The following is a 23,373-nucleotide window of genomic DNA, read 5'->3' on the forward strand; positions in this document are numbered from 1 at the left end:
TCATTTTCCTTTGGCATATACCTGACCCTGGAGTGTCCAGGACTCATTTTTGAAGGTAATACTGTCTAGGGTTAGGCCGGGCAGATAAGAGAAGGCATTCCACAGAGCAGCGCTACGCAGTAACGAGTCTGGAACTGAGGTCATTTCCCAATTTCCCTTGAACCACGGGGCTGCCAATTCTACATTCTGGACAGTACGTTTTTCAGCTGGCTGAAACGAAAGTCGCAGTTTAGCCCCGATCTGTTGAGTAATGTGATAGAGGTGCTGTGAGATGGAATCGCGCAGCAGTAGATTTGGGTACTTTTGACCACGGCGTGGATACAGCTTTACTGACAAGGGTGTTTGGGAAGCGGCTAGTTGGGGAGTTTTCAATGTGCCTGAGCGTGGCAAATTGATAAAATCTCCTTGAGGCTGGTGAGCCCATACTGTAGTCACGCCCCGATGATTGCAGGTGGCTTCGGAAAGCAACCAGCCATTGACAACAGTCGGCAGCTCTAACAAAGACGACACACACGGAATAGCAACATCAATAGCCAGAGGTGCATCCGTCCAGGTTTGCTGAAAGTGTTTTTCCGGATGTGCTGCTATATCCTGGCGACGCTGTTCTTTGTTCAGCCTGGCCAGATAAGCTGCTTCCCGGGACGCCTGTTCTGCCTGCTTTGTCATCCATGTGTCGAGCGCCAGGCCAAAGACGCCGGTCAAAGCCAGACCTGCCGCCAGCGAACGCCACGGAATTTTTTTCCCCGTGGGAAGAAGAGATCGCAAGCAACCACGCCGATACAGCAGCGCAGAAGGCCCGACATGGAGAAGGGGGCTAAGCCATGCAGCACTGCGGGCAGGATCATCAAAAATGTCTATATCTGTGATCGTGGGATCAAGCAGTTCATTGAGGCTCTTCAGCTCTTTTTCCGCTTCTTGGCGAGTGGCATAGACCACATCGCCCTGACCAACATTTTGACCGTTCTGCCGGCAAAGTACCCACCATATTACTTCTCCTTGCACATCTTCGAGGGCAAATAATCCCAAGAACGCAGGAGGAAGCTCGAGAAAAGCCGCCAGGGAGCGGACTTTTTTCCAATCCTCAGGACGCCCCCCACTTGATCCAAAACCGTATAGCTGACGCTGGACGGCCATAACGTCAAACGAGGGGTCAATCTTTTGAGCAGTCTCAAGCAATTGAAGGCGAGACAGTTTCTCTGTCCGTGTCGATGACCAGTCGAGGCCAACAGCCCAAGCTCGGTTATTAATGATTGTCATCCGCATGTGGCTAGACCTCCGTGCCGCCACCAGCGGATTCGAGTTCAATGGTGATCACCAGCAGGGTTTTGGCGTAGTCAGCTCCGCGGCCAAGGCGCAGCAGCCCTACAGCATTGTCTGTAGTTTGTGTTTCCTGTTGAAAACCTGCGAGTACCAGCGTTTGCCCCATTTGCATGGTGGCACGTTGGGAAAAGGCGCGGGTGGAGACTTGGGGGAGTTGGACCGTAATGTCCGTAGTTTTAAATTCCACCATGTCATCAAGCGATGAGAGATTTATGTTGTATTGCAGGGCGACGCGGCGTTTATCCAGAATATGGGGGATAACCGTCATGCTGAAACCGGTGGTAACTTCGCCGGGCGTGATTTCCGTTGTCTGACCATAGTCGGATTGTGATGTTGATGCTCCAGCAAGGTAGGCATGGCGCTTAATCGCCAAAACCGGCAAAGGTTGATTGCTCATTGCCAAACCACCACCAGACGTTACCTGAGTAGCATTGCCCCACTGCTTGAGAGCCTTGAGAACGGCAGTGGAATCTTTGAGCTTACCCGAGACAATGGTGGCCGTGGCTGTATTAAGCCCACTAAGTGCGGCGAGACTGCCAGCGGTAATTGCTACATCGTCATTGCGAAACATGACTTGCAAATCCAGGCCAGCTTCATTCTTATCACTGAGTTCCAGGCTCCAGACTTGTACCCGCAAAGCAACCTGCCTTGAGAGACGCTGATTCGTATCGCGGATAAGTGTGCTGACCTGGCGCATCACTGATGGCTTGTCACGCACTGTCAAAGTGCCAGCAGATTGGTTGCTGACGACGGTCCCATCCTTGGAGAGAAGGGATTTGACCGCTTTTTCAGTGTCTGTCCAAATGTCAAATTTCAGCTCTGTTTTATTTGTTTGAGCGGTCTGGGCGCTTGTATCCGCGGTTTGAACGGACTGATTCACATTGCTGGATCCGATGCTACCAGATCTGGCATTTTCTTTGGATTTATTGGTGATTTGATTGTCGTAGCTGACCTTTCCCGGAGTCGCCAGCAGTGTGTATGTACGCGTCATCATTCGGGCGAAGGTGATGGTGTTGCTTACTGCATCGTAGTCCCATCCATATCCGGATTGAGTGGCCATCTGATCCAAGAGACCACGCAGAGGCCCGGTGTAGTTTACTGAAAGTAACTTGCCCATGTCCGTCCCAGAAGGCAGAGCCAGAAGGGCGGGGAGATCTAGTGAGGGCTGAGCACCTTGCCCCGGCTTTTTTTCATTGGAGTCAAAAGCTTCTTCCACAACCTGCACAGTCAGGGAGGTCAAATCTGCAATGGAATCGCCTAAGCCCGAGAGTGTTCCTCTTTTTCGCAGAGTTATTTGTGTGCCAAGCGCTGTTTCATTACCAGCCAGAGGGATAGCCTTAGCCCCCAAATATGGTAAATCGAGAACGTCAAAAACTTTAGAGCGGGCGAGGTTTTGATACTTATCCCCTTGCTTTTCGATTGTTTCCCGTGTTGGTGCACCTTTGTGGGCGCAGCCACTGGAGAATAAAGAAAGGATAAATATTGTGATCAGCAAGTAGAGGACATGTCTTTTCATTTTAGTTCTCCAGTACTTCCATCACGTTATTGCCTTTATAAAGCGTTACACGCAGGGGGGAGCCCACACGTTGCAAGCCGGAAAACAGTTGTTCTACTGCGGACAAAAAGTTTCCCTTGAAGTTTGCATGGGCTTCAATGTCATAATCGTGATCGGTCTTCCAAATGATCTGATAACCGGCGACAGATGCCCAAGCGGTTAACTGTACCCGAAGTGTTCCGGGCGTGATGTTCCATATTTCTGGGGCAGCTGGCGTATCTGTCAGGGGGGGAGCCACGGATTCAAGTGTGAGCGGATGGGGAACTGCTGCTACCACAGGAAGTGGTGCTGGTTCAGGCGCTACCTTTTCTGAGATGGTAGGTGCTGGAGGCTTCATTTCATCCATAGGCTTCGGCATTGGAGAAAGCGGTTCAGGCCGTGCAACAGCCACTGGCGTAAAAACAGTAGGAGTAGCTACTGCGGCGGCCACAGTTGGTTCAGGGTGCTGCGTCACAGGAGCGGTGGAGATAATGCCCGGTTCCTTCAGATAAACACGACGGCCAGCATGAAGTGAATCCTGGGGATCAACATTGTTCCAGCGGCAGAAGTCGGCCACAGGAACCTTGTTGCGCTTGGCAATCTTTGCAGCCGTGGCAGTGGAGCGAACCGTGTAAGGCGGTAGAGTCGCTTGGGTGGCCAGCTCTGACGTTGAAGCCACCGGCAGCGAAGACGACATCGGGAGAGGACGTTCCGGTATAGACACTTCTTGAGGGGCTGATGCATAGACAGTCGGCGGCTCCGTGATCGGAGTGCCGGGGTCATTTGTCAGATCGCGTACAAAGCCAAAGCTTCCACCGTCCGAAGTTTTTATCTGAAGATAGCATCTGGCCTCGCCCTGGATTTCATCAAGAATGTAGGCCACGCGAACTGCCGCAGACTGTTCACCCGGCAATACAACAAAGCCCTTTTGCCGCAGAGAATTTTCCAGCGCCTGGGCAAAGACGCCAGGCGAAGAGACGAGAGAAATCGACGTATGCCCAGGCGGGTAACGTAAGGCTAAGGCTTGTGCTGTGCTTTCCGCCAAGGCTTGAGCATCGCCATGATGACGATCACTTACGCCATCATAGGCAGTCATACCCCCTGCATTGTGTTGAGTCCGAAAGCCGCAACCATAGTTTACCATCATTATGGAAATCATGAAAAGCATAATTATATTCTTCATGATTTACTCACTTGCGGCGAATGGTTATGCGCTGCTGCTTGCTGCCTACACCGGCAAGCAGAACCGCCTCATTGAAAATGTCATCAACAATCAGGGTGTCGTCTTTGACCCGATAGTTGACCAGAACGTCCCCTCCTTCACGGCGCACAAGCAAGACCGGCAACTCGGATTGTGAGACTGTCTTGGGCAGCCGCACATAGGTCTGCCTTCCATCGTTGAAGACCTGCACAGGCTTCCAGGGAGCATTGCCGGACAGTGTGTAGTTAAAGGCCAGCTTTGACATATCCACCTGGCCCTCAGCACCGGGGACAGTGGTCGTCTCCCAGGTTTCCTTTTTCTTTTGGGCGTCAATCTGCTTCTGAAGGCTGGCCGCAGCGTCTTCCGGGTACACAAAGCCAACATAGGCTGTGTGTCCTTTGGGCTGCGATTTGAATTGGATATGATACACACGCCTATCAGTAGTAATGACGGCCATGGTTTCCAGGCCGGCATCCAGGGGCTTGACGATCAGGTGTGTTGATTCCGGCGCTCCAGATCTGGCCAGAGAGACTTGCCAGCGGGCCGTGTCACCCATGACCACATTGTTCACGAATTCCCCAGGCTGAAATTCCACATCGCTGATCATCAGCGGTGCGCAGACAACTGAAGGCATGGTCATTCCATAAGCGTATGTGACACGCCCATTTTCAGCCAAAACAGGAGGAATATTACGGTCATAGAAAGCCTTGCTCAGTTGCAGCGCTGTTTTTTCCTTGGGCGTCAGAACAGGCTTTTCCTGAGATATATAGGGAGGCATGGGGGGGAGTTCAAAGCCGGATAGATCCAGCGTGTCCCCAGGGGTGCGTTTCAGGGGATCGGCTGATGCCGCCAGGCCCATCGCTGGCATGGTCAGCACAGCGGAAAGCAAACAAAGAGTAAGAAAGCGCATCTTGATAGATTCCTTAATTAAGTTGTTTTCCGAAGCTGATTCCCGTCACAATAACGCCGCCGGGATTAGCCATGACCTGCATTTCATCCTTGGGCGCAGCAATTGCTATGCTCATAGTGGCTTCGTAGGCCGTAACATCCAGAGTAGTCCCGGAGTGGTTGCGTGTAGTCTCACGCCAACTGACGCGCCATGAATTCGAAGACACGGGCAAGGGCATGGCGTTCACATCCACGGAGACCAGCAGCTTTTCAGCGCGGGAATATGGATTGTTGGCCTCAAACCATTCTCGCAATGTCCCTTTCGCACTACCGCCGATGTAAGCGGCCAATTTGCTGAGCATTTTTTTCTGGAGTTCGAGATCCGCAGTGACAGTGCGCCAGTTGGTCACGACATTCACAATTTCGGCCTGAATAAGCCGTTTTGGTACTTCGCCATTATCCTGAAGAGGGCGCACTGCCGCAGCTGCGCCAAGTTTGTCCACTTCCACGATGTATGGAGTTATTTTTGCCTGCTGCATCTGCACAATATTCAATGTCAATGAGAGCAGACATCCGCAGATGGTCAAAAAGCTTACAAGTCGCCATGTAGAAGCCTGTTGCGCGACTACTCCCATTCTTTCCAGCCATTCCTCGCGCGCCCGCAAAAAGGGAGAATCCCCTTCAGAAGATTTTTCAGCCTTATTTTTTTTGAAAAAGCTCATTATGCAGCCTCCTTCCACACGTCTTCAGCTCGTAAGTCGGTACGCTCCTCAACCCAGGGGACGATCCAGCCGTCTTTGTATTGCTCAATAAGTTCCTGGATTCGCGCTATGTGTTCTTTGGAACTGGAACCAACGAAAGCCAGCTCAACGGGAGTCAGGGCGAGGTTGACCATGCGGCAGCCTTCGGACGACACAACGTAATATTCACGTTTCGGCCTGGCCTGGACGATAAGGTCAAGTTGGCGCTCATTCAGCCCCAAAGCCTGATACATGGGTAGTGAATTTGTTTCGCGGGCTCTCTCATTCGCCAGGAAAATCTTGGTGGGGCAAGATTCCGAAATCACGTCCATGATCCCGGATTGTTGGGCGTCTGAAATGCTTTGTGTGGCAATAACGACCGCACAATTGTTCTTGCGCATGACCTTGAGCCATTCCCGGATTTTGCTTCTGAAAACAGGGTTTTCAAGCATGACCCATGCTTCATCCAGCAGCAGCAATGCTGGCTGGCCTTTGAGGCATTTTTCGATGCGATGAAATAAATACAGAAGTACGGGCAGGCGATTTGCATCATCCATGTTCATGATGTGTTCCATCTCGAACACCATGAAGTTGGAGTCATAGACGCGGTTTTCGCGGGCATCCAGTAAATGGCCCATAGCGCCCTGAATTGTGTAGTGCTGAAGGGCCTGTTTTATTTGCTGGTTGCCGACGAACTGCTGAAAGACCGTGATGGTGCGCATCTGGCGAGGTTTTTCCCGCAAGCGCTGCATGGCTTCATGGATTGCGCTACGGTGGTCGGGCAGCAAGTTGAGACCTTGAAGTTCGCACAGCACCCCAATCCATTCTTCGGCCCAGGAGCACTCAGAATCTGAGGAATCAATATCCTGAAGCGGAGCGAAAGATGGAGATTTATCGCCGCCGATTTCATAATGATGGCCATTAACGCCCTTGCAGAGGGGAAACAGGCTCATGCCTTTGTCAAAGGCAAAGACAGAGCTGTTTTTGTACTTTCTGAATTGAGCGGCTATGAGCGCCAGAAGGGTGGATTTGCCAGATCCGGTGGGGCCGGTAATCAGTGTATGCCCCAGGTCGTCCACATGCAGGTTGAGCCAGAACGGTGTCGTGTTGTCAGTCGCGCACTGAAGGAGCGCCGGGGAGTTATCCGGATAAAACGGACAAGGGCAGAAAGAATGGCCTGGCCAGGTGGATGCCAAAGGGAGAAAATCAGAAAGATTTAAGGTGCTGATGATGGGGCGGCGTACATTGGCCCACCAGTTGCCAGGATGTGTACCGAGCCAGGCTTCCAACGCATTGATTTCTTCAAGGCGGCAGCCAAAGCCCAAGGCCCTAAGTGTACGGCCAACAATACGTATTTTTTCTTTAAGTGTATCTGCATTTTCGTCGAGCAAGACAATGTTGGCCGTATAGTACCCTGCTGCAATATGGCCGCTTTGCAAACTGGCATATGCTGCTTCGGCATCTTGGGTCATTGACACAGCGTCATGGTCAGGGCGCGGATTTGACTTGTTGAATACCTTGTCAAAAAATTTGTAAATATTTTGCGCCCATGTCTTGCGGTATTTGTCCACTTCTTTCTGTGCCTGGAATTGATCCATACACATATAGCGTGTTGAAAAACGGCAGGAAAAAGGCAAAGACGACAACGCAGAAAGCATCGAAGGGTAGCTTGCCGAAGGAAGGCCATCCATTGCGATTGTGGCGATATGTTTTTCTCCGATACGCGGAGATAGGCCACCAACAAGATCCTGTCCGCCGATCATGCCATCCAGATACATCGGTGTGCGGGGCAGACGCACGGCAAACTCATCGCCAGTGATGCAAAGCTGGAGAAAAGAAAGTAGGGAAGAGAAAGACGCCTTATTGCCGAAAACATCGGCGGATTCGTAGGTTCGTAAACGATCCAAAGCGAGTGCTGCCAACAGCCCGTCTTCCAGGTCAACCAATGATTTTTTAAAAGAAGCCAAGCTTGCATCCAGAAAGTTTTTTTCTTTGGACTTCTGATCACTGGTTGCAAATTTTTTCAGGCGATCATCCGTTTCGGATGGTTTCCAGCAAGCCGTTAAAAAAGTTGTCGTGGTGTAGTAATGTCCACTGGCAAATGTTTCGCGCCGCATCCTGTCGATAAGGGCAGAAACCTTGTCTGGGAAATGGCAATGCTCAGATGCAAAGTATTCGGTTGTCGGCAAACGCACGGCGTCTACATGCAGCATCCAGCCCGATCCCAAATTACGTATGGCCGCGTTGACGCGCATGCTGACCGCTGCCAGTTCATCTTCAGTGCTTGATTCGGTATCAGCGCCACGGATTTCCCATACGGCCAGAAAAGTTCCGTCCTTGGTCACAAGCACGTCATCTTCAATGAGGCCTGCGTAGGGGAGCAGGTCCGGGAGGCCCTTAGCATGGGATCGAAAAGTTTTTAATTTTAGCATAACATTCCTTGTGCCAAAACAATCGATTAGAGGTGACGCAATGTCAGAAGATCACATCCGCTCTGTGTTTGAGATTGACTACACGCGCTGGATTCTCACAACTTTATTAGGGCTGTTGCTGTATTTAACTCCAGAGATATGTTCATTTCTTTCCATCGAAATAAATGAAATAAAATCAACAACGTTAGAGTACTTTGGATTTACTCTTGTAGTTACTTCAATTGCGTTCTTGATCAAATTCCCAAATTGGTTTGTAAATATGTTTATGAAAAACGCATTGCAGCGTGAACGTGAAATAAATAGAGTGTTACGTACAAGACTTAAGGAATGCATGAAGAAGATACAAACAAACAAAATACAGAATGATATATAAATCACGAAGTGTAATATATTTTGATAATTTTAGTTTGATATTTTTAATGTTCATAATTTTTCTCTTAATTATTGTAGTATAATATCATGTGATTAATAGTAAATTTATATATTTCTTACGTCATTGTGCGTTGCGCCAACGCCAAGGGGGAGTCGGGGAGGCAGAATCCCATAAGCCGACTTTGTTTTTGCGGGCTTGGGACTCTATTTTGCGCCATTTCTTGCATTCGGATTTCTTGCAGAATTGGGGGTAGACCCATGCCGCGCCGTTCCGGAGAAGGTGTTCCTGAATGGTGCTGCCATCATTGAGCCTGACCAGAGCGACAGTGCGGCCGTATTTGTCGATGTTCGTGGGCTCAATATCGACCAGAACATTTTCGAAACAATGCGCCTGGCTGGATGCCTCAGCGCCGTAGGTTTGAGCACTTTCAGGACTATCAATCCCATAGAGCCTGATCCGCAGGATTTGGCCGTGGGGCTCGGCAGCATGGTCATCCGGCAGTTGAAGTACCTGATAGGTATCGCCGTCCAGAGCGCGCAGGATTTTCGCCGGAAATGACCAGGCTGAGACCGGCACAAGGCAGATGCAGAACAACAGGGTAGGTATGAGGTTACGCATTGCCGGAACCTCCACTGGAATCACCAGTACCGCCAGAGCTGTTGCCCTTCTGTAGTATGTCGCCGGCGTGCTTCTGCATCCGGCTGTTCATGCGCCCCGTAAAAGTCCCGCGTGATTCGCCGGTGGTTGCGTTGGTTCCCCACGCGGCATTGGCAACCTGACGCGCCACATAGCCCGCCTTGGCCCCGCCGCTCAGACCTTGTTCCGTAGCTGCTGCGGCCACAGATTTGACCGCATTGGCTGTGGCCCCCGCAGTGCCGGCAGCGCTGATAGTGCCGGCCACAGCGCCGGTGAATGCCCCCATTGCGCTAGCCAGGGCATTGCCGGAGCCTACATGTTGCCCTTGGATGATTCCCGCGCACATATCCGGAATGGTTGAGAGAAGTCCAAGCATAACTATGGACGCACCCAAGATGACAATGCTATTATTCATGTCAGGGGGAGTTGCGAGAAATTCGTCAACGAAGCTGAAGGCAATGCCGATGATCAGCTGCATGACGTACAGCTTCACGGCCACTGATAAGACGTATGTGATAAAATTTACCGCGTATGAACGGGTTTGAGAGAAGGCTCCAAGGCCAAGTATGATTATGCCGGCATTGAGTACTATGTAAGATTCGCACTTGATAAGCAGAATCTTCATGGCCATAAGGGCATAGATAACGAGGATGACGATTCCGGCCAGAATAAGCGGCCAAGTGGCAGGATCTGCTACTTTGAATGCTTCCCAGACCCCATCAAAAAGTTTGATCCCGGCTGTGAAAAATGTTCCGGCGTAAACAGCGCTATGCGGTTCGACATTTCCAGCTATATAATACAAACCTTTTATTGTATCTATTGACCATTGTTGATAATATTCAATAACACAAAACATAAAGGCCGCAGGTATGATGACTGAAACTGTAAACTCCCCAATAACTTGCCCTATGTTTTTCCCGCCAGCAGCCATGGCGATGCCACCGGCTATGCCGAACATCAAGATGTCTGCAAGGAGGAACCACTTGAAAAGTCGCTTTGCAAAATCTTCAAGTTGAGTTCCCCAAGAACGCGCCTTATCAAAATATTTTTGCTCTATCTTCCCTAAAATATCTGTATCTTGCTGGCCGTTTTGTGATGCTGCATAGGCGATATTGACATCCCATGTAGAAAATGTTGGCAGTGCAATATTTGCAAAAAAAAGTAAAAGGAAAATGCTTGTGAACAGTTTACAAAATTTCAGTAAGCCATTCATGGTTGTATTCCTTATGTTTTTTCTTGTTGCCACTTTGCCGCTTTTGTCTGGTTGCAAGAGCGAAAAAGAGAAGCAGATTGAGGAGCAGCGCGAAAGGTTGTTGTCGCCACGCAAAGTCCCTGTCGATCCTCACAAGGCGAAAGGATTCGATCCTTACAAATAGACTATTTATAGGGATCAAATCCCATAGCGCTTCGCGGATTCACAGGCGTCTGCCGTGGCTTGAACAGCCTTTGGTACTGTTCTTCGCGGGCTTGCTCGACCTTTTCCCTTTTGGCGTTGACGGCTGCCTGCTCCTGGAGAGAGGTGGCCATCAGCGCCCTTAGTTCACGGGCTTCCTGAAGCTGGATGGCTGTGAGCTGGTTGCCGGCCTGGATGGCTTCCATTCTTCCTTGGGGAGAGTTCAAGAGCTGCTGAATGTTGGAATCGTAAGAATCGGCCTCTTGCAGATCCTTGAGCTGGCGGCCACTCTGTTCCAGGGTGGCCTTGTTGGCGCGGTCCACTTCCGCAGACCAGGTCTGCCAGCGCTGCTGGTACTTACCGCCTTGCTCATCGGAGAGATCGCCGTAGGAAGGGTACATATCCTTGTAGGCCCGGCGCATGGCTTCCAGATCACCGCGCCGGGTTTCTATTTCGGAGTAGAGGTTACCCAGGCGGCGATATTCCCCAGAGAGTTGTGTCAGCACTTCCGGCCCCAGATTTTGGGTGTTTTGAACCATGTTCTGGTAGCGCTCAATATTCTGCTGGACCATGCGGATCTGCTGTTCTGTCTGAGAAATTTCCTGAACGAGCTGATCAGAGAGACGAGCCAATTGTTGCAAATTTGTTGCGCGATCCATAGTCTGCGTCCATTTTGTGGAACAGTTGGTGCAGTAAACAGAACCTGCGAGAGAGGGTGACGCCATGAGAATGAAAAGAAGGCCAACAAGGAAGCCGAGTCCGCCGAGTGCAAAGTGTCCACCGAAGTCCAAATTCTTATTCTGGGGATTGCCTTTCATGGATAAAATTCCTCGCGATAGAAGGGCTGGAAATGCTGCTTCGCTTAAACGTTCTAGATTTTTAATGTTATGTGCTATGTATTTACCAATGCTGTTCTTTATATTTGGAATAATGATGACTATTGATATTTTTACTTATGGTGTGGTGCGATCACCCCTAGAAATAGTAAAAGATTCAATACAGTTATTATTACAAAAAATATAACGCATTGAATGTCTGCACTAATCTTGTATTTAACTATTTTTATAAAGATTCTGCGCAGAAAAACTTTCATTCTGTGTCCTATCTATTTCCTCGCCACACTGACGTCCTGGCAGGATAGAAGTCCTGCTGCCGAACATGACGTTCAAATACCTGCCCCATGTAAACATCTGCCTTGGCCATGCGCTGGAGGCAAAAAATGGCAATAAGCCAAAAGATGCCTCCAGCTAAGAACGAAATCAGCGTCATGCCGCCAACACCGACAAGAAAGGCGATGAAGGCTGAGAGCTGAACAAGGTCGCGCTCCCCGCCAAGAATAAGAATACGCCGGTACAGCGAGCGATGAACGGGGACGGTTCTCACAGCATGGCTCCGGAGAAAGAGAAGAGGCGGTTAACAATAGTGGGGGCAAAGGCGATAATGGTCATGATGAAGACCACGCCGAACAGCACCTTCACGATACCGCTCAGTTCTTCGCCCCGCGTGAACCAGTAGCCCACAGCGCACAGGATCAGCATGAGCACACAAATGATCTTGCCCACAGGCCCGCTGAGTGTGTTCACTACCTGTTCCAGAGGATTGGCGAATTCAGTAATTCCGCCCGCGTATGCAAATTCCGGCAGGAAGAGCACTCCGATGAAGAGCAGCGCTGCAAGGCAGGAAAAGCTTCTTTTATTGATTTGAGGCATTATATATTTCCTCCAATTCATATTTCATGTCTTTTTCATTGTAGCCGTGGCATCGAATCACCTGTGACAAGACGCGGCCGGCGCTGTTTTGTGCAGGCTCCAGGAACAGCACAATGTCGACGGCCTGGCCTACGACCCTGCTCAATGGTTCGCCGCAGGCCTGCCGCACCATGTCTTCCATGCGCCCAAAAGTTTCACGCGCAGAATTGGCGTGTATCGTGCAAATGCCGCCCGGATGACCCGTATTCCAGAGCATGAGCATGTTGAGGGCTGTGTGGTCGCGTACTTCACCGACAAAAATACGATCCGGCGAGTGGCGCAGTATGACACTGACCACTTCTGACAGAGGGGCGGCCAGCGTGGTGCGGAGGTACAGCGTGTTGTCGAAGCTGGATTTCAGCTCTCGCGTGTCCTCGGCTATCACCACACGTTCTCTTGGGTTCATCAGCGCCATTTCATTGATCACGCTGTTGACCAGGGTGGTTTTCCCGCTGGCAGTCCCACCAACAACCAGGAAGTTCAGTTTTTGGGCGATAGCGCTTCGGATCAGATCATGAACCTCCTGCGGAAAAACGCCCTGTGCCACGAAGTCGCTGAGGGGTATCTGGCGGGGATTATGCTTGCGCAGGCTGAACGATGGAGCCCGGACTACGGGTGGCACCAGCGCGGAAAACCGCGAACCATCCAGGGGGAATTCGCACTCCAGCTTATAATTCTCGAAAGAAACGATTTCTTTCACAGAATCCGCGACCAAGGAGATGACGTTCATGGCCTCAGATGGCGTCAAGTTGGAAAAATGGCTGGCATTCAGGCCATGCCGCTTCACCCACATTTTGCCGTCATCGTTGACATTTATTTCCGTCACATCGGGCTTGGCCCAAGTGTTCATAAAGTCTTCGCCCAGACTGTCCACGAGGACTTCAAGACGGCGTTCTTCGGAGCTGTCGTCCAGGTCTTTAATGCCAGGGGAGTTCAGTGTGCTATTCATGAAAACACCTTCCACAGCGCAACAACAATGATCGCAATGACAAAAAGGCCTGATGCAGCCGTGACCAGTATTGTGGACTGGCGCATGGCCTGCTGGTGCTCGATCATTTGCTTTTTGTGTTCTGAGATGAGCAGCACCACGTTTTGCATGGTCGTTGAACTGACTTGGTTGCCGAATTCCTGAATTTCCTTCTCCAATTCGGCGCGGGCATTGCCAATGACCCCTTTCATGGTGGCAGTTACGGCCTTGTTATGCCGCGCCAGCATGGCGTCATAGTCGTCAGCAAAAGCGATCAACAGGCTGACCAGCATCATGATGGGGTCAGACTCCGGAACCGGAAGCCCATTCTTTTTCATGAGCAACAGCCGCGCATCTTCAAGAGAAGTGAGCTGGCGTGTTTCCTGGGCAGAGCTTTGAGCCGACTGTTCAGGCATGGCGTTATCCTATGCGGGCGCTATCCAGCGCAGCAGCCATATCGCGCCGGATTATCATGAGCCGCTGCTTGGCCATGAGGCTCCACTGGCCAGAGTCGTCCTGAATGGCGTCTTCATAGGACTGCCGGCGGGCCATCAGCGCCTCCATGTCCTTGCCGTAGGTGGCGGGTATGAGAGTTGGCACCTTCACAACAGCGTGGATATGCTCGTGATATTTTTTGAATTCAGGCATTTCCTCAAATTTCTGACCGTCTTTGTTGACGATTTTCCCGAAATAAGGATTGTGCCAGACGACAATGAACGTTTGGGGAAAGGCCCGCGCCAGGTCGCCAAGGTTGTCCCAGGAATCCTTGATGGAGCTGCCCACGAAAATGGCATGCAGATAGACGGTCCCACGCTGCTCCAGCAGGGGCAGAGCAGGGCATGAGGCCATGTAGGAGCAGAAGGGGAGGAAGGATGAGGTACCGTTATCCACGACAACAACGCTGTTGTCGTCAGGCAGCCCCGCAATATGCTCGAAAAAAACATCAAAATTGCGAGGGTCAACGGTATTTCCAGAATCCAGCAAAGGTACGGTGGTAACGTCAAAGGCCTCGTGTTGCGCGTAGGTTGCGTTCACAGGATCTGTATCAAATCCGTGTACGGCAAGGCCTTTACCCCTGAAATACTGGTGCAGTTGGCAGGCTGCAAAAGATTTGCCCACGCCGCCCTTGCCGGTAACAACAATATGTGTATCCATTAGTCTTCCTTGCCTTTGTTAAAGCTTCGGCTTTCGAAGCCGTCAGTAACGTCCACAACAGTCCCAGTGTTCATGTTCAGATATTTGCGGCTGCCTGGTTGCTTCGGCGTGGCAACCTGCTCCGCAGGCGCGGCGGGGGGAACTGCTGCCGAATTTGGTTCGGGATTATTTATTTTCACTGAGACTTTTGAGGCTGTTTTTCCTGTGACGTAGCGCAGGAATTGGAGATAACCCACGCTGATTTTACCTTTTTCCTTCAGCACGTCGTAAGCCATGCGGATCGAGTAGCCCTTGTCGAGCATCACATCGATTTCCGGTTTGCAGGCCAGAAATTCGACTCTGGCGCGGCCTCGGTAAGATTTTTTTTTGATTTTACTCATGCCGCGCAGTTCCTTTGTTCGTCCCACTGGTGTGACATGAGCCAGCGGAGCAGCGATCCAGAGGCCGCCCCGGCTTCAGCCAAGTGGGCGCGAGCTGCTGCCAGCAATGCAGACGTGTCCAGAGTGTTTTTTCGCGCCAGAAGCGCACGGAAAAAAGCTCGTACAGGGGTATGTGAAGGCGCAGGCCAGATGGAGCAGAGGTTTTGAACCGTGCTTTCCATCGCTGGCGAAAGTTCCGGTAAGGGGGCAGATGCCGGGAGTGGCAACACCTTGTGCTCTTTTTTGGCGTCAGGCCGGGCCGAAGGCGCGGCAGGTTCAGCATGTGCGCTGGACCGGCGTATTGGTTCGTCATTCCAGCGCCGGCCTTGCAACCAGTTCACCAGATTCGGCGGATAGCCTCGCCGCCAGCGGTCGTCATTGGCGCTCATATTCTGGATCGCCGCCAGAAGAGCAGCCAGAGAAGGCAGACGCCCGGATCTGGCCAGAGAGCAAAATACGCGCAGCGACCGATGCCGATCCTGCTTTACCGGCCAGATCGCCCAGAGCTGTTCAAAGGCCTGAAGCATGGCCGCGTAGTTTTTGCTGGAAACAGGAAAAGAATCCCCCCTCCCATGATGAGCGTCAGGAGGTGTGACGGCTTTGGGCATGGCGGGTGTTTCCGGGAGGGGGGAAAGGGGGGAAATATTCTTATACTTCTTATCTTCCTTATAAGAGGAATGTGCGGAACTTGCGTACCCATCCTGCGCTTTTTGCGGGGGTATAGCATGAGCTGGCTGGTCGTCGTGCAGGGGGGCGGCCCCTTCTTCTAAGACACGCAGCTTGCGCTCCAGCTCTGCAATTCTGGCTTCGGCGGCTTCCAGAGGGGACGGCATAGCCGGCTGTGCGGGCTTTTCGGGGCGTTCATACCAACCGCTTCGGTCAATGAGATCAACGCTGGCCAGAAGCCGTTTCACGCGGCTGGAAAGGAGCAGGACATAAGTGTTGCATGCCCCAGGAGTGTGCTCAATGTGGATAAATTCGAGAGCCTCAAGCTTTTTTTGCGCGTATTGGACAGTGCGAACGGCAATATTTTCGGCGGCAAGTTCCTTTTGCGGAAGAGTGCATTTTCCCGTTTTAGCGCATAATGAAAAAAGCTTTCTGTACAAGAGGGCAGCGCTGCTGCGGACGGCCTTGTCATTGTCGATAAAGTGAGGAACAGACTTGTCGTCCACACGCAGGAAAACATTTTTTGGAACAAGAATATCCATGATTCTGCATCCTTATGTATTTTAAGGAGCAGAAAAAAGACAAGGCGGCAGCCCCCCGGCTTGACGCCGGCTTAGGGAGTGTATAGAGTGAATTTATGTTATTCGTCTCTATACGAGAGGCTGAGGGTCGGTTGCTGTAACAACCGGCCTTCTCTTTTTTCAACTCTAGTTATCGCATTTCTTTCCTTACCCTTACCGAGCCTGGTCGTTGGGCGCAGAGTTTCAGACCGCCGTGGCCAGCGTGGCGCCGGCATCGCCGGAGTCAATGAGCGCCTGGGGATATTTCTTCTGGAAACGCTGTTGCATGACCGGCGACAACAAATGGAAAAAGCGTTTGCCCATGCGCATACAAACGCGGTCAAGGTAGCTGTCCATGCTCCATTCCTCGCCCTGGCGGATCTGCGCCTTGAGCACCATATCTTCTTCCTTCATGACCTGGTGAAAGACGCGCTGTACTTCGGGGTCATTGGATTCATAGATGGCGTCCATAAGCAGGCGGCCCCTGTCATCAGGGTGTTCCCTTTTGGAGCGCTTCTGGCTCCGAATGCGTGTTCTGGCTTTGCGCATAAAGTTCTCCTCTTCTTTGGCTGCATCATCAGGCCGGAGCCGCCACGCTCCGACGACCGCACAAGCGGTTTCGCTATTTATTTTTATTGATCACGCGATTTTTTATAGCCCGGAAAAGGAAAACAAACTGGCCAAAGCTATTCATCCAATGATCCAAAAAAGTAAAATATGCTGCTCTAATAATATAAAATGGCATGAAGAAAAAAAATAGCATTATACAAGAATAATTAAATGCCAAACTTAACGCCCATGGGCTATCTTTGCTGCCTATTATAAAAGTAAACACAGTCTGTAAGAAGCAGATCATAGCGATTAAAATGCAGAGAGCACACGCTTTGTAGAATATTTTCATGGAGTCATATTGTGCTCGAAATTCGGCTAGCTCTTTCGCTTGGTTTTCTTTAATTTCTTTTGCAGACAGGTGTGGCGCTCCTTCAAACGCCAAAAGGTATTTCTTCCCTTCCCCCGTGCGGACCCAATGAGGATTCAGGTTACACCGCTCCACCAACGCCAGCAAAACTTCCGGGGTAAATTCACCACGGCGGCGGCAGTCCGTTATGAACGATTGTCGGAGCCCAAGCTTTTTCGCCAGTTCCTCTTGGCCGGCGCATCCGGTGGCCCTCAGCACCCGGTCGTATGCTGCCGAGAACGTGTGGCTCATTACCATGCCCCTCCCTCGCCCGTATCCTCCAGAGGAGCAGGGGGCAGGTCGTCCACCGGCGTTTGCGGTTGAGCTTCAGGCTTGCGGTCGAGGAACTGGACACGGCGGGCGGTAATCTCCGTTGTATAACGATCCTGACCATGTTGATCCTGCCACTTGCGCGTAGACATGAAACCTTCAACATAGACCAAGCTGCCTTTGGCCAGATAATTGGAACAGTTTTCGGCCAAACGCTGAAACACTACGATGCGGTGCCAATCCGTTTTCTCAACGGGATTGCCGTTGGTGTCCTTAAATGTCTTACTGGTGGCCACGTTGAATCTGGCAACGGGGATGCCCGTTGGAGTGTACATGAGGATTACGTCCTGTCCGAGGCGACCAAGGATGGTGGCACGGTTAAGCATGGTGAACCTCCAGAGATGATTGGCCATGAGCGAAAAATGAAAAACCCCTGGAGCTGCCACGCACTTGCAGGATGCAGTTGCAAGAGAGCGGCAAGCCCAGGGGAAGTTGGGGCGCAAGGGAAGAGTAAGAAGCGGCTAGGGTGGGCAATGGCCCGGTGGTGGTGTCTGATAAAAACCGCATAAAAAACCCCTTTGAAGCAGAGCCTCAAAGGGGTTATCCTAGTTAACCTTATCGGAACGTTGATTTTATATTATATGGCGGAGACGTATAGGGGTCGAACCTACCGCAGACCGTAAAGCCTGCCACCGGTTTTGAAGACCGGGCGCCACACCGGTGACGAAACGTCTCCGCGCAAGCGTGTGTATGCTATGTGAAAAAAACGATTGCTGCAAGAGTCTGATTTGTCAGCGGCAAAATACTGTTTTGCCCATTGCCAATCGGGCGGCAGGCATTATATGTGAAAAACGGTTTAAGCGGCAGGCCCCCGTGGGCCTTGGCCATTTGACATGGAGCGTACACAGGTAGTATTTCTCTGCTTGCGTGGGCCTATGTCCAGGTCCTGGCCGTGTGCCGGAGCGCACGGAAAACGTAACGGAGGCAATGTTGAACCAGATGAGTCGCAACCTGATGCTGTGGGCCATTATCGTCCTGGCGATGGTTATGCTTTTTAATATGTTCCAGCAGCCACAGGGCGTGATGCAAAGAGTGCCCTATTCTGACTTTCTGAGTCAGGTGGACGGCGGTCAGATACTGTCTGTAACCATGCAGGGGCACACGCTTACAGGTAAAACATCAGACGGCAAAACCGTGCAGACCTACGCTCCGCAGGACCTGGGTCTGGTTAACCGCCTTATTGAAAAAAAGGTGGAAGTCAAGGCAGAGCCGCCGGAAGAGCAGCCCTGGTACATGACGCTGCTGGTTTCGTGGTTTCCCATGCTCCTGCTTGTGGGCGTATGGATCTTTTTCATGCGGCAGATGCAGGGCGGCGGCGGAAAGGCCATGAATTTTGGCCGCTCACGCGCCCGCATGCTCAATCAGGACAGCGCCCGCGTCACTTTTGCCGATGTGGCCGGGGTGGACGAAGCCAAGGATGAACTCGCCGAAGTGGTGGAGTTTCTGTCCAATCCCAAAAAATTTACCCGGCTTGGCGGGCGTATCCCCAAGGGGGTGCTGCTCGTGGGGCCTCCCGGTACGGGCAAGACGCTTCTGGCGCGCGCCGTTGCAGGTGAAGCCGGGGTGCCTTTCTTTTCCATTTCCGGCTCGGACTTTGTAGAAATGTTTGTGGGCGTGGGCGCTTCGCGCGTGCGCGACCTTTTCGTGCAGGGCAAAAAAAATGCGCCTTGCCTTATTTTTATTGACGAAATTGACGCTGTTGGCCGTCAGCGCGGCGCCGGGCTCGGTGGCGGGCATGACGAGCGCGAACAGACGCTGAACCAGATGCTGGTAGAGATGGATGGTTTTGAAAGCAATGAGGGTGTCATCCTTATTGCCGCCACCAACCGTCCCGACGTGCTGGACCCGGCCCTGCTGCGTCCCGGCCGTTTTGACCGCCAGGTGGTGGTTCCCACCCCCGACCTTCGCGGGCGTCGCCGTATTCTTGAGGTACACACCAAGCGTACCCCGCTTTCCGGCGATGTGGACCTGGAGGTTCTGGCCCGCGGTACGCCCGGCTTCTCCGGCGCGGATCTGGAAAACCTGGTCAACGAGGCTGCCCTTCAGGCTGCCAAGCTGAATCAGGACAGGCTGGACATGCACGACTTTGAATACGCCAAGGACAAGGTTCTTATGGGGCGTGAGCGCCGCAGCCTCATCCTTTCTGATGAGGAAAGACGCATCACAGCCTATCACGAGGGCGGCCATGCGCTGGCGGCGCGCCTTTTGCCCGGCTCGGACCCGGTGCACAAGGTCACCATCATTCCGCGCGGGCGCGCTCTTGGCGTGACCATGCAACTGCCCGAAGAAGACCGTCACGGCTACTCGCGCTCCTATCTGCGCAATACCCTGGTGGTTCTGCTTGGCGGCCGCGTGGCCGAAGAGCTTATTTTTGACGATATCACCACCGGGGCCTCCAACGACATCGAGCGCGTCACCCGCATGGCCCGTAAAATGGTCTGCGAGTGGGGTATGAGCGAAGCTGTCGGTACGCTGGCTATCGGCGAAACCGGCGAAGAGGTCTTTATCGGCCGGGAATGGGTGCAGAATAAGAACTTCAGCGAAGACACCGCTCGCCTGGTGGATTCGGAGGTCAAGCGTATTGTGGACGAAGCGCATGAGCGCTGCCGCACGCTGCTGAAGGAAAACGAAGAAACGCTGCACCGCATTGCCCGTGCCTTGCTGGATCGTGAGACCATTACCGGTGCAGAACTTGAACTCCTGATGGAAGGCAAGGAGTTGCCTCCGCTGGACAGCAACGGTAAACCCGTCAAGTATTCCGAAGCTCCCAGCCGCCCCGGCAAGAGCGGCGGAAGCGCCAGGGGCGAGTCAGCCGTTGGCGACGAGCCTGCCGAGTTCACCCTTGAGCCGGATACAGGCAGTGAAGATGCCCCGGCAGCTCCGGCGGAAGCGGAAAGTGCTGGAAGCGGCGAAGTGGCCGCCAAGAATGGTGAAGACGACAACAAGCGAAATCAGTAATGAAAAATTCATTCCCGGTAGCGCCCGTAACGGGCGCAGCCTGGCATGTCATGGGGGGGCGGGCGTTGAAGACGCCCTCCCCCTTTGGCGTTATGGGCATTGTCAATCTTACTCCTGATTCCTTTTACGATGGTGGCGCGCATCACCTTCCTCCGGCCGGTCTACGGCATGCCCTGAGCCTGCTTGACGAAGGCGCTGATGTTCTTGACCTGGGGGCCGAATCGTCCCGGCCGGGAGCCGCCGAGCTTTCACCGGATGAAGAGATCCGCCGCCTTACACCCGTGCTTATGGGGCTGCGCCGCAAGGCCCCCTGGGCGGTGGTTTCTGTTGATACGTATCATGCCGCCACTGCCGCCGCTGTGCTGGAGCAGGGGGCGGCTATCATCAACGATATTTCGGCGTGTGCTTTTGATCCGGCCCTGCTGGACGTGCTTGTGCAGTACCGGCCGGGCTATGTGCTCATGCACAGTCAGGGGCGGCCCGAGATCATGCAGCACAATCCGCAGTATGGGGATGTGCGGCGTGAAGTGCGGGAGTTTTTTGAGCGCAATCTTGCGCGTCTGGTGCGGGCGGGAATGCCCGAAGACCGCATCATTCTTGACCCCGGCATAGGTTTCGGCAAAACGCTGGCTCATAACCTGGAATTGCTGGCGCACCCCGAAGACTGGCTGGACCTGGGGCGACCTGTGCTCATGGCCCTTTCAATGAAGTCCGTTTTTGGCGGCCTGCTTTCACTGCCGCCGGGCGAACGGGGTACGGCTACCGTGGCAGCAACGGCATTGCTGCGTGCACGGGGCGTTTTCTGGCACAGAGTGCATCAGGTGGCTGCTGCCCGGCAAGGGCTGGCGGTTGCCACGGCTTTCACTCCCGGCCCCTTGCCGGGTGGCCCATCTGTAGAGTAAAATACAAAAAGGGCACGCCGGTGCGTGTCCTTTTTTTCATGCTACTGCGGCAGGCCCCCAGGCTGCCAATGGCAGCATGCAGGGGCTGCTGGCCGAGTGCGGGTGAACTTTTCCGCTCCGTTTCCGGGGCAGTTCAGGCGCATCCCGGCGGTAAAGGCTGTCTTGGCAGTGTGGCGAAAACACCTGTCGTATTGAGCCGGCAGAATTTTGAGCGGTAACTGCCGGAAAGCTGTCTTCAATACATCGAGATCGTTTTTTTGCCGCGCCCAAAAGTCATAAGAGCCGCCTTGAAATTCACACCGCCAAGCTCTTGACGAATCCGCCGGCCGGGCGGATAAGGCCATGTAGCGGGCAAGGATTCGCCGGAAAACGCCATGCTACCTGCGGCTGACGGCAGGCAGCCGCTCCGGAAGAACGTTGTTCAATACCCGGCGCACGGCAAGACAGCGGGCGGCGTCTGCCCGAGGCGGCGCACAACAGCGGTTTTTATATCTTCGTCCAAGGATACTACGGTGTTTGACAATATACCCATCGAATGGCGCGATCTTCTGGATATCGGCGTGGTCAGCGTGCTTCTGTACCAGCTTATCCAGATGGTGCGAGGCTCGCGTGCTCTGGCCGTACTGACCGGTCTCGGTCTGCTGACGCTGCTGTATTTTTTTTCCAGAGCCGTGGGCCTGTACACGCTGAGCTGGCTTTTGCAGCATATCTTCAGCTCCATCTTCATACTCATAGTGGTCATTTTTCAGTCCGACATCCGACAGGCCCTTGGTGAAATGGGTACGCACCGGCTGTTTCGCAAAAAACAGCTTATGCAGGACGGTGTTGAGGAAGTGGTGATGGCCTGTGTGGAAATGGCCCGCCTGCGCGTGGGAGCGCTTATTGTGGTGGAGCGCAGCATGCGGCTCGGCGACATGATCAAGCGCGAAGGCGTGCGGGTTGACGCACAGCTTTCGCGTCAGCTGCTCATGAATATTTTTTACCCCAAAGCGCCCCTGCACGATGGGGCGGTGGTTATCAGCCGGGGGCGGCTTATGGCTGCGGCCTGCATACTGCCTTTGGCTGTGGCCAAGGGACAAAGCTTCGGCACCCGTCACCGCGCGGCCCTTGGGGTAACTATGGAAAGCGATGCTGTGGTTATTGTCGTTTCTGAAGAACGGGGCGAGATTTCAGTAGCCATGAAGGGCGAACTCATGCGTGCCCTGGATGCCGGTCGCCTGCGGGAGGTGCTTAATGAAGTCCTCTGATATTCCCCGGCGTGCGCCACATCTGGCGTCCCTGCTGGTGGCCGTGCTTGCGGCCGTGAGCATGTGGTATGTGGTCAGCGTGCGCGAGCGCCTTGAAGCCCAGTTGGAAGTCACCCTTGACTACTACGGCATACCCGCAAACCTTGTGATCACCGATGGCCTTATCAACAAGGCCGTGGTGCGCCTGCGCGGGCCGGAAACCCTTTTGCGCTCGGTTACCCAGAGCAAGCTTATCCAGGCGGTCAATCTTTCCCATATCAAAAAAGGTGTTACAATGGTGCCCCTTACGGCCGAACATCTCGGCCCGGGGTTTCGCGCCTTTGAGCTTATTGACGTGCAGCCACCGCGCATCGCCATTACTGCTGATACTCTGGTGGAACGGGCGGTTCCCGTGCGGCTCACCGTGGATTCGCCCCTGCGCAACGGGGCGCTGACTGTGGAGAATGCCAGGGTGGACCCTGCCACGGTTACCCTGCGCGGACCGGAAAGCGTGGTGGAAGAAATCTCTCACGTGCCGGTTACCATCATGGCCGACCCCACGGCAGCGGGAAGCACTGTGCATCAGGTCATAACCCTGGATACGCCGAGTCTGGTGACCGCGATTCCTCCTACAGTCAAGGTGCAGTACAGCATTACCAGCGGGCGCACTACGGTGAGCCAGCGCTGCAAGGTGGAAATTTCTGCCGAAAACCGCCGCCTCTACAAAGTGGAGCCGGAAGAACTGACCGTGCTCGTGGAGGTGCCCGATGCGCTGGTCAAGAATTCCCGCTATCTTGGACAATTGGAGGCTACCGTCAGCCCGCCCGATCTTGATGAAGGCGAAAGCCGCCGGGTAGAAGTGCGCTTTCGCCTGCCCGAGGGCATGACGCTCTTGAACCCCGGCACAGAAGAAGTTACGGTAAGCCGCAAGAAAAAATAGCCCGTACTCCCGGCAAGTTGCGGGAAA

The 23,373-nt window shown here is 53.1% G+C and carries 25 protein-coding genes, 1 tRNA gene and 1 other RNA gene; 6 read left to right on the forward strand and 21 right to left on the reverse strand.

The genetic code is table 11. The features are described from left to right. From pilO2 to ACZ495_RS01720, 6 genes are read right to left on the reverse strand one after another with little or no spacing between them, the layout of a single operon-like run. On the reverse strand, positions 1-1,263 hold the full coding sequence (gene pilO2 / locus ACZ495_RS01695; RefSeq protein ID WP_407844107.1) for a type 4b pilus protein PilO2: 1,263 nt from the start codon (positions 1,261-1,263) through the stop codon (positions 1-3). Between the two features lie 4 nt (positions 1,264-1,267). Next, positions 1,268-2,836, reverse strand: a complete 1,569-nt coding sequence (locus ACZ495_RS01700) for a secretin N-terminal domain-containing protein (RefSeq protein ID WP_407844108.1) — start codon at positions 2,834-2,836, stop codon at positions 1,268-1,270. A 1-nt stretch (position 2,837) separates the two neighbouring features. Then, entirely contained in the window at positions 2,838-4,037 is a 1,200-nt protein-coding gene (locus tag ACZ495_RS01705; protein WP_407844109.1) for a TcpQ domain-containing protein, read from the reverse strand. Between the two features lie 7 nt (positions 4,038-4,044). Continuing rightward, a complete protein-coding gene (gene trbG / locus ACZ495_RS01710) occupies positions 4,045-4,965 on the reverse strand; it encodes a P-type conjugative transfer protein TrbG (protein ID WP_407844110.1) in 921 nt (306 codons plus the stop codon). 13 nt (positions 4,966-4,978) lie between these two features. Then, positions 4,979-5,665, reverse strand: a complete 687-nt coding sequence (locus ACZ495_RS01715) for a VirB8/TrbF family protein (protein WP_407844111.1) — start codon at positions 5,663-5,665, stop codon at positions 4,979-4,981. Continuing rightward, positions 5,665-8,115 carry a VirB4 family type IV secretion/conjugal transfer ATPase gene (locus ACZ495_RS01720; RefSeq protein ID WP_407844112.1) on the reverse strand — a complete coding sequence of 817 codons (2,451 nt, stop codon included), beginning with the start codon at positions 8,113-8,115 and terminating at the stop codon, positions 5,665-5,667. Before ACZ495_RS01720 ends, ACZ495_RS01715 begins: the two co-directional genes overlap by 1 nt. Before the next feature lie 40 nt (positions 8,116-8,155). Between ACZ495_RS01720 and ACZ495_RS01725 the strand changes: the two genes are divergently transcribed. Continuing rightward, entirely contained in the window at positions 8,156-8,488 is a 333-nt protein-coding gene (locus ACZ495_RS01725) for a hypothetical protein (RefSeq protein ID WP_407844114.1), read from the forward strand. 120 nt (positions 8,489-8,608) lie between these two features. Here the strand turns inward: ACZ495_RS01725 and ACZ495_RS01730 are convergent, their stop codons facing one another. From ACZ495_RS01730 to trbJ, 3 genes are all read right to left on the reverse strand, one after another. Continuing rightward, positions 8,609-9,106, reverse strand: a complete 498-nt coding sequence (locus ACZ495_RS01730; RefSeq protein ID WP_407844115.1) for a thermonuclease family protein — start codon at positions 9,104-9,106, stop codon at positions 8,609-8,611. Beyond that, positions 9,099-10,337, reverse strand: a complete 1,239-nt coding sequence (trbL, locus tag ACZ495_RS01735) for a P-type conjugative transfer protein TrbL (RefSeq protein ID WP_407844116.1) — start codon at positions 10,335-10,337, stop codon at positions 9,099-9,101. Before trbL ends, ACZ495_RS01730 begins: the two co-directional genes overlap by 8 nt. Before the next feature lie 164 nt (positions 10,338-10,501). Further along, positions 10,502-11,335 (reverse strand): P-type conjugative transfer protein TrbJ, encoded by an 834-nt coding sequence (gene trbJ / locus ACZ495_RS01740; RefSeq protein ID WP_407844117.1) that lies wholly within the window; start codon positions 11,333-11,335, stop codon positions 10,502-10,504. Between trbJ and ACZ495_RS01745 the strand changes: the two genes are divergently transcribed. Next, positions 11,334-11,540, forward strand: a complete 207-nt coding sequence (locus ACZ495_RS01745; protein ID WP_407844118.1) for a hypothetical protein — start codon at positions 11,334-11,336, stop codon at positions 11,538-11,540. The genes trbJ and ACZ495_RS01745 overlap by 2 nt on opposite strands. 78 nt (positions 11,541-11,618) lie before the next feature. On the opposite strand, the gene trbD is transcribed toward ACZ495_RS01745, so the two are convergent. The 12 genes from trbD to ACZ495_RS01805 form a co-directional block, all read right to left on the reverse strand. Further along, positions 11,619-11,900, reverse strand: a complete 282-nt coding sequence (trbD, locus tag ACZ495_RS01750) for a conjugal transfer protein TrbD (protein ID WP_407844119.1) — start codon at positions 11,898-11,900, stop codon at positions 11,619-11,621. Beyond that, positions 11,897-12,226, reverse strand: a complete 330-nt coding sequence (locus ACZ495_RS01755) for a TrbC/VirB2 family type IV secretion system protein (RefSeq protein ID WP_072312556.1) — start codon at positions 12,224-12,226, stop codon at positions 11,897-11,899. Before ACZ495_RS01755 ends, trbD begins: the two co-directional genes overlap by 4 nt. Continuing rightward, the gene (locus ACZ495_RS01760; protein ID WP_407844120.1) at positions 12,210-13,214 is read right to left on the reverse strand and encodes an ATPase, T2SS/T4P/T4SS family; all 1,005 of its coding nucleotides are present in this window, start codon (positions 13,212-13,214) and stop codon (positions 12,210-12,212) included. The genes ACZ495_RS01755 and ACZ495_RS01760 overlap by 17 nt, the downstream gene beginning before the upstream one ends. Beyond that, positions 13,211-13,648, reverse strand: coding sequence for a hypothetical protein (locus tag ACZ495_RS01765; RefSeq protein ID WP_407844122.1), 438 nt, complete (start codon positions 13,646-13,648; stop codon positions 13,211-13,213). The genes ACZ495_RS01760 and ACZ495_RS01765 overlap by 4 nt, the downstream gene beginning before the upstream one ends. 4 nt (positions 13,649-13,652) lie before the next feature. Beyond that, positions 13,653-14,387: a nucleotide-binding protein gene (locus ACZ495_RS01770; RefSeq protein ID WP_407844123.1), complete on the reverse strand. Its 735-nt coding sequence runs from the start codon at positions 14,385-14,387 to the stop codon at positions 13,653-13,655. Continuing rightward, on the reverse strand, positions 14,387-14,767 hold the full coding sequence (locus ACZ495_RS01775; RefSeq protein WP_072312553.1) for a TraK family protein: 381 nt from the start codon (positions 14,765-14,767) through the stop codon (positions 14,387-14,389). The genes ACZ495_RS01770 and ACZ495_RS01775 overlap by 1 nt, the downstream gene beginning before the upstream one ends. Beyond that, positions 14,764-16,014 carry a hypothetical protein gene (locus ACZ495_RS01780; protein WP_407844125.1) on the reverse strand — a complete coding sequence of 417 codons (1,251 nt, stop codon included), beginning with the start codon at positions 16,012-16,014 and terminating at the stop codon, positions 14,764-14,766. The genes ACZ495_RS01775 and ACZ495_RS01780 overlap by 4 nt, the downstream gene beginning before the upstream one ends. 222 nt (positions 16,015-16,236) lie before the next feature. After that, positions 16,237-16,581, reverse strand: coding sequence for a hypothetical protein (locus ACZ495_RS01785; RefSeq protein WP_072312551.1), 345 nt, complete (start codon positions 16,579-16,581; stop codon positions 16,237-16,239). 14 nt (positions 16,582-16,595) lie between these two features. Then, an RNA gene (locus tag ACZ495_RS01790) (hammerhead ribozyme type II) lies at positions 16,596-16,657 on the reverse strand. Next, positions 16,655-17,242 (reverse strand): helix-turn-helix domain-containing protein, encoded by a 588-nt coding sequence (locus ACZ495_RS01795; protein ID WP_407844126.1) that lies wholly within the window; start codon positions 17,240-17,242, stop codon positions 16,655-16,657. Before ACZ495_RS01795 ends, ACZ495_RS01790 begins: the two co-directional genes overlap by 3 nt. Further along, a complete protein-coding gene (locus ACZ495_RS01800; RefSeq protein ID WP_072311935.1) occupies positions 17,242-17,646 on the reverse strand; it encodes a single-stranded DNA-binding protein in 405 nt (134 codons plus the stop codon). The genes ACZ495_RS01795 and ACZ495_RS01800 overlap by 1 nt, the downstream gene beginning before the upstream one ends. 256 nt (positions 17,647-17,902) lie before the next feature. Beyond that, positions 17,903-17,996, reverse strand: a tRNA-Sec gene (locus tag ACZ495_RS01805). Between the two features lie 254 nt (positions 17,997-18,250). Here ACZ495_RS01805 and ftsH point away from each other — a divergent pair. From ftsH to ACZ495_RS01825, 4 genes are all read left to right on the forward strand, one after another. Next, on the forward strand, positions 18,251-20,278 hold the full coding sequence (gene ftsH, locus ACZ495_RS01810; RefSeq protein ID WP_464262526.1) for an ATP-dependent zinc metalloprotease FtsH: 2,028 nt from the start codon (positions 18,251-18,253) through the stop codon (positions 20,276-20,278). Beyond that, positions 20,278-21,180 (forward strand): dihydropteroate synthase, encoded by a 903-nt coding sequence (gene folP, locus ACZ495_RS01815; RefSeq protein WP_394027260.1) that lies wholly within the window; start codon positions 20,278-20,280, stop codon positions 21,178-21,180. Before ftsH ends, folP begins: the two co-directional genes overlap by 1 nt. Positions 21,181-21,554: 374 nt before the next feature. After that, positions 21,555-22,427, forward strand: coding sequence for a diadenylate cyclase CdaA (gene cdaA, locus ACZ495_RS01820; protein WP_371261800.1), 873 nt, complete (start codon positions 21,555-21,557; stop codon positions 22,425-22,427). Continuing rightward, entirely contained in the window at positions 22,414-23,346 is a 933-nt protein-coding gene (locus ACZ495_RS01825) for a CdaR family protein (protein WP_012625336.1), read from the forward strand. The genes cdaA and ACZ495_RS01825 overlap by 14 nt, the downstream gene beginning before the upstream one ends. Positions 23,347-23,373 lie beyond the last annotated feature (27 nt).

The organism is Desulfovibrio sp. GTC20076 (genome assembly GCF_055385905.1).

Excerpts from the sequence above, each read along its gene's own strand:
- ACZ495_RS01780 (WP_407844125.1), bottom strand. The coding sequence starts at position 16,014 with ATGGATATTCTTGTTCCAAAAAATGTTTTCCTGCGTGTGGACGACAAG.
- cdaA (WP_371261800.1), top strand. The coding sequence starts at position 21,555 with ATGCTACCTGCGGCTGACGGCAGGCAGCCGCTCCGGAAGAACGTTGTT.
- ACZ495_RS01755 (WP_072312556.1), bottom strand. The coding sequence starts at position 12,226 with ATGCCTCAAATCAATAAAAGAAGCTTTTCCTGCCTTGCAGCGCTGCTC.
- ACZ495_RS01765 (WP_407844122.1), bottom strand. The coding sequence starts at position 13,648 with ATGCCTGAACAGTCGGCTCAAAGCTCTGCCCAGGAAACACGCCAGCTC.
- ACZ495_RS01775 (WP_072312553.1), bottom strand. The coding sequence starts at position 14,767 with ATGAGTAAAATCAAAAAAAAATCTTACCGAGGCCGCGCCAGAGTCGAA.
- trbG (WP_407844110.1), bottom strand. The coding sequence starts at position 4,965 with ATGCGCTTTCTTACTCTTTGTTTGCTTTCCGCTGTGCTGACCATGCCA.
- pilO2 (WP_407844107.1), bottom strand. The coding sequence starts at position 1,263 with ATGCGGATGACAATCATTAATAACCGAGCTTGGGCTGTTGGCCTCGAC.
- folP (WP_394027260.1), top strand. The coding sequence starts at position 20,278 with ATGAAAAATTCATTCCCGGTAGCGCCCGTAACGGGCGCAGCCTGGCAT.
- ACZ495_RS01730 (WP_407844115.1), bottom strand. The coding sequence starts at position 9,106 with ATGCGTAACCTCATACCTACCCTGTTGTTCTGCATCTGCCTTGTGCCG.
- ACZ495_RS01745 (WP_407844118.1), top strand. The coding sequence starts at position 11,334 with ATGGATAAAATTCCTCGCGATAGAAGGGCTGGAAATGCTGCTTCGCTT.
- ACZ495_RS01705 (WP_407844109.1), bottom strand. The coding sequence starts at position 4,037 with ATGAAGAATATAATTATGCTTTTCATGATTTCCATAATGATGGTAAAC.
- trbJ (WP_407844117.1), bottom strand. The coding sequence starts at position 11,335 with ATGAAAGGCAATCCCCAGAATAAGAATTTGGACTTCGGTGGACACTTT.
- ACZ495_RS01725 (WP_407844114.1), top strand. The coding sequence starts at position 8,156 with ATGTCAGAAGATCACATCCGCTCTGTGTTTGAGATTGACTACACGCGC.
- ACZ495_RS01785 (WP_072312551.1), bottom strand. The coding sequence starts at position 16,581 with ATGCGCAAAGCCAGAACACGCATTCGGAGCCAGAAGCGCTCCAAAAGG.
- ACZ495_RS01700 (WP_407844108.1), bottom strand. The coding sequence starts at position 2,836 with ATGAAAAGACATGTCCTCTACTTGCTGATCACAATATTTATCCTTTCT.
- ACZ495_RS01770 (WP_407844123.1), bottom strand. The coding sequence starts at position 14,387 with ATGGATACACATATTGTTGTTACCGGCAAGGGCGGCGTGGGCAAATCT.
- ACZ495_RS01760 (WP_407844120.1), bottom strand. The coding sequence starts at position 13,214 with ATGAATAGCACACTGAACTCCCCTGGCATTAAAGACCTGGACGACAGC.
- ACZ495_RS01825 (WP_012625336.1), top strand. The coding sequence starts at position 22,414 with ATGAAGTCCTCTGATATTCCCCGGCGTGCGCCACATCTGGCGTCCCTG.
- ACZ495_RS01800 (WP_072311935.1), bottom strand. The coding sequence starts at position 17,646 with ATGCTTAACCGTGCCACCATCCTTGGTCGCCTCGGACAGGACGTAATC.
- ACZ495_RS01715 (WP_407844111.1), bottom strand. The coding sequence starts at position 5,665 with ATGAGCTTTTTCAAAAAAAATAAGGCTGAAAAATCTTCTGAAGGGGAT.
- trbL (WP_407844116.1), bottom strand. The coding sequence starts at position 10,337 with ATGAATGGCTTACTGAAATTTTGTAAACTGTTCACAAGCATTTTCCTT.
- ACZ495_RS01720 (WP_407844112.1), bottom strand. The coding sequence starts at position 8,115 with ATGCTAAAATTAAAAACTTTTCGATCCCATGCTAAGGGCCTCCCGGAC.
- ACZ495_RS01795 (WP_407844126.1), bottom strand. The coding sequence starts at position 17,242 with ATGAGCCACACGTTCTCGGCAGCATACGACCGGGTGCTGAGGGCCACC.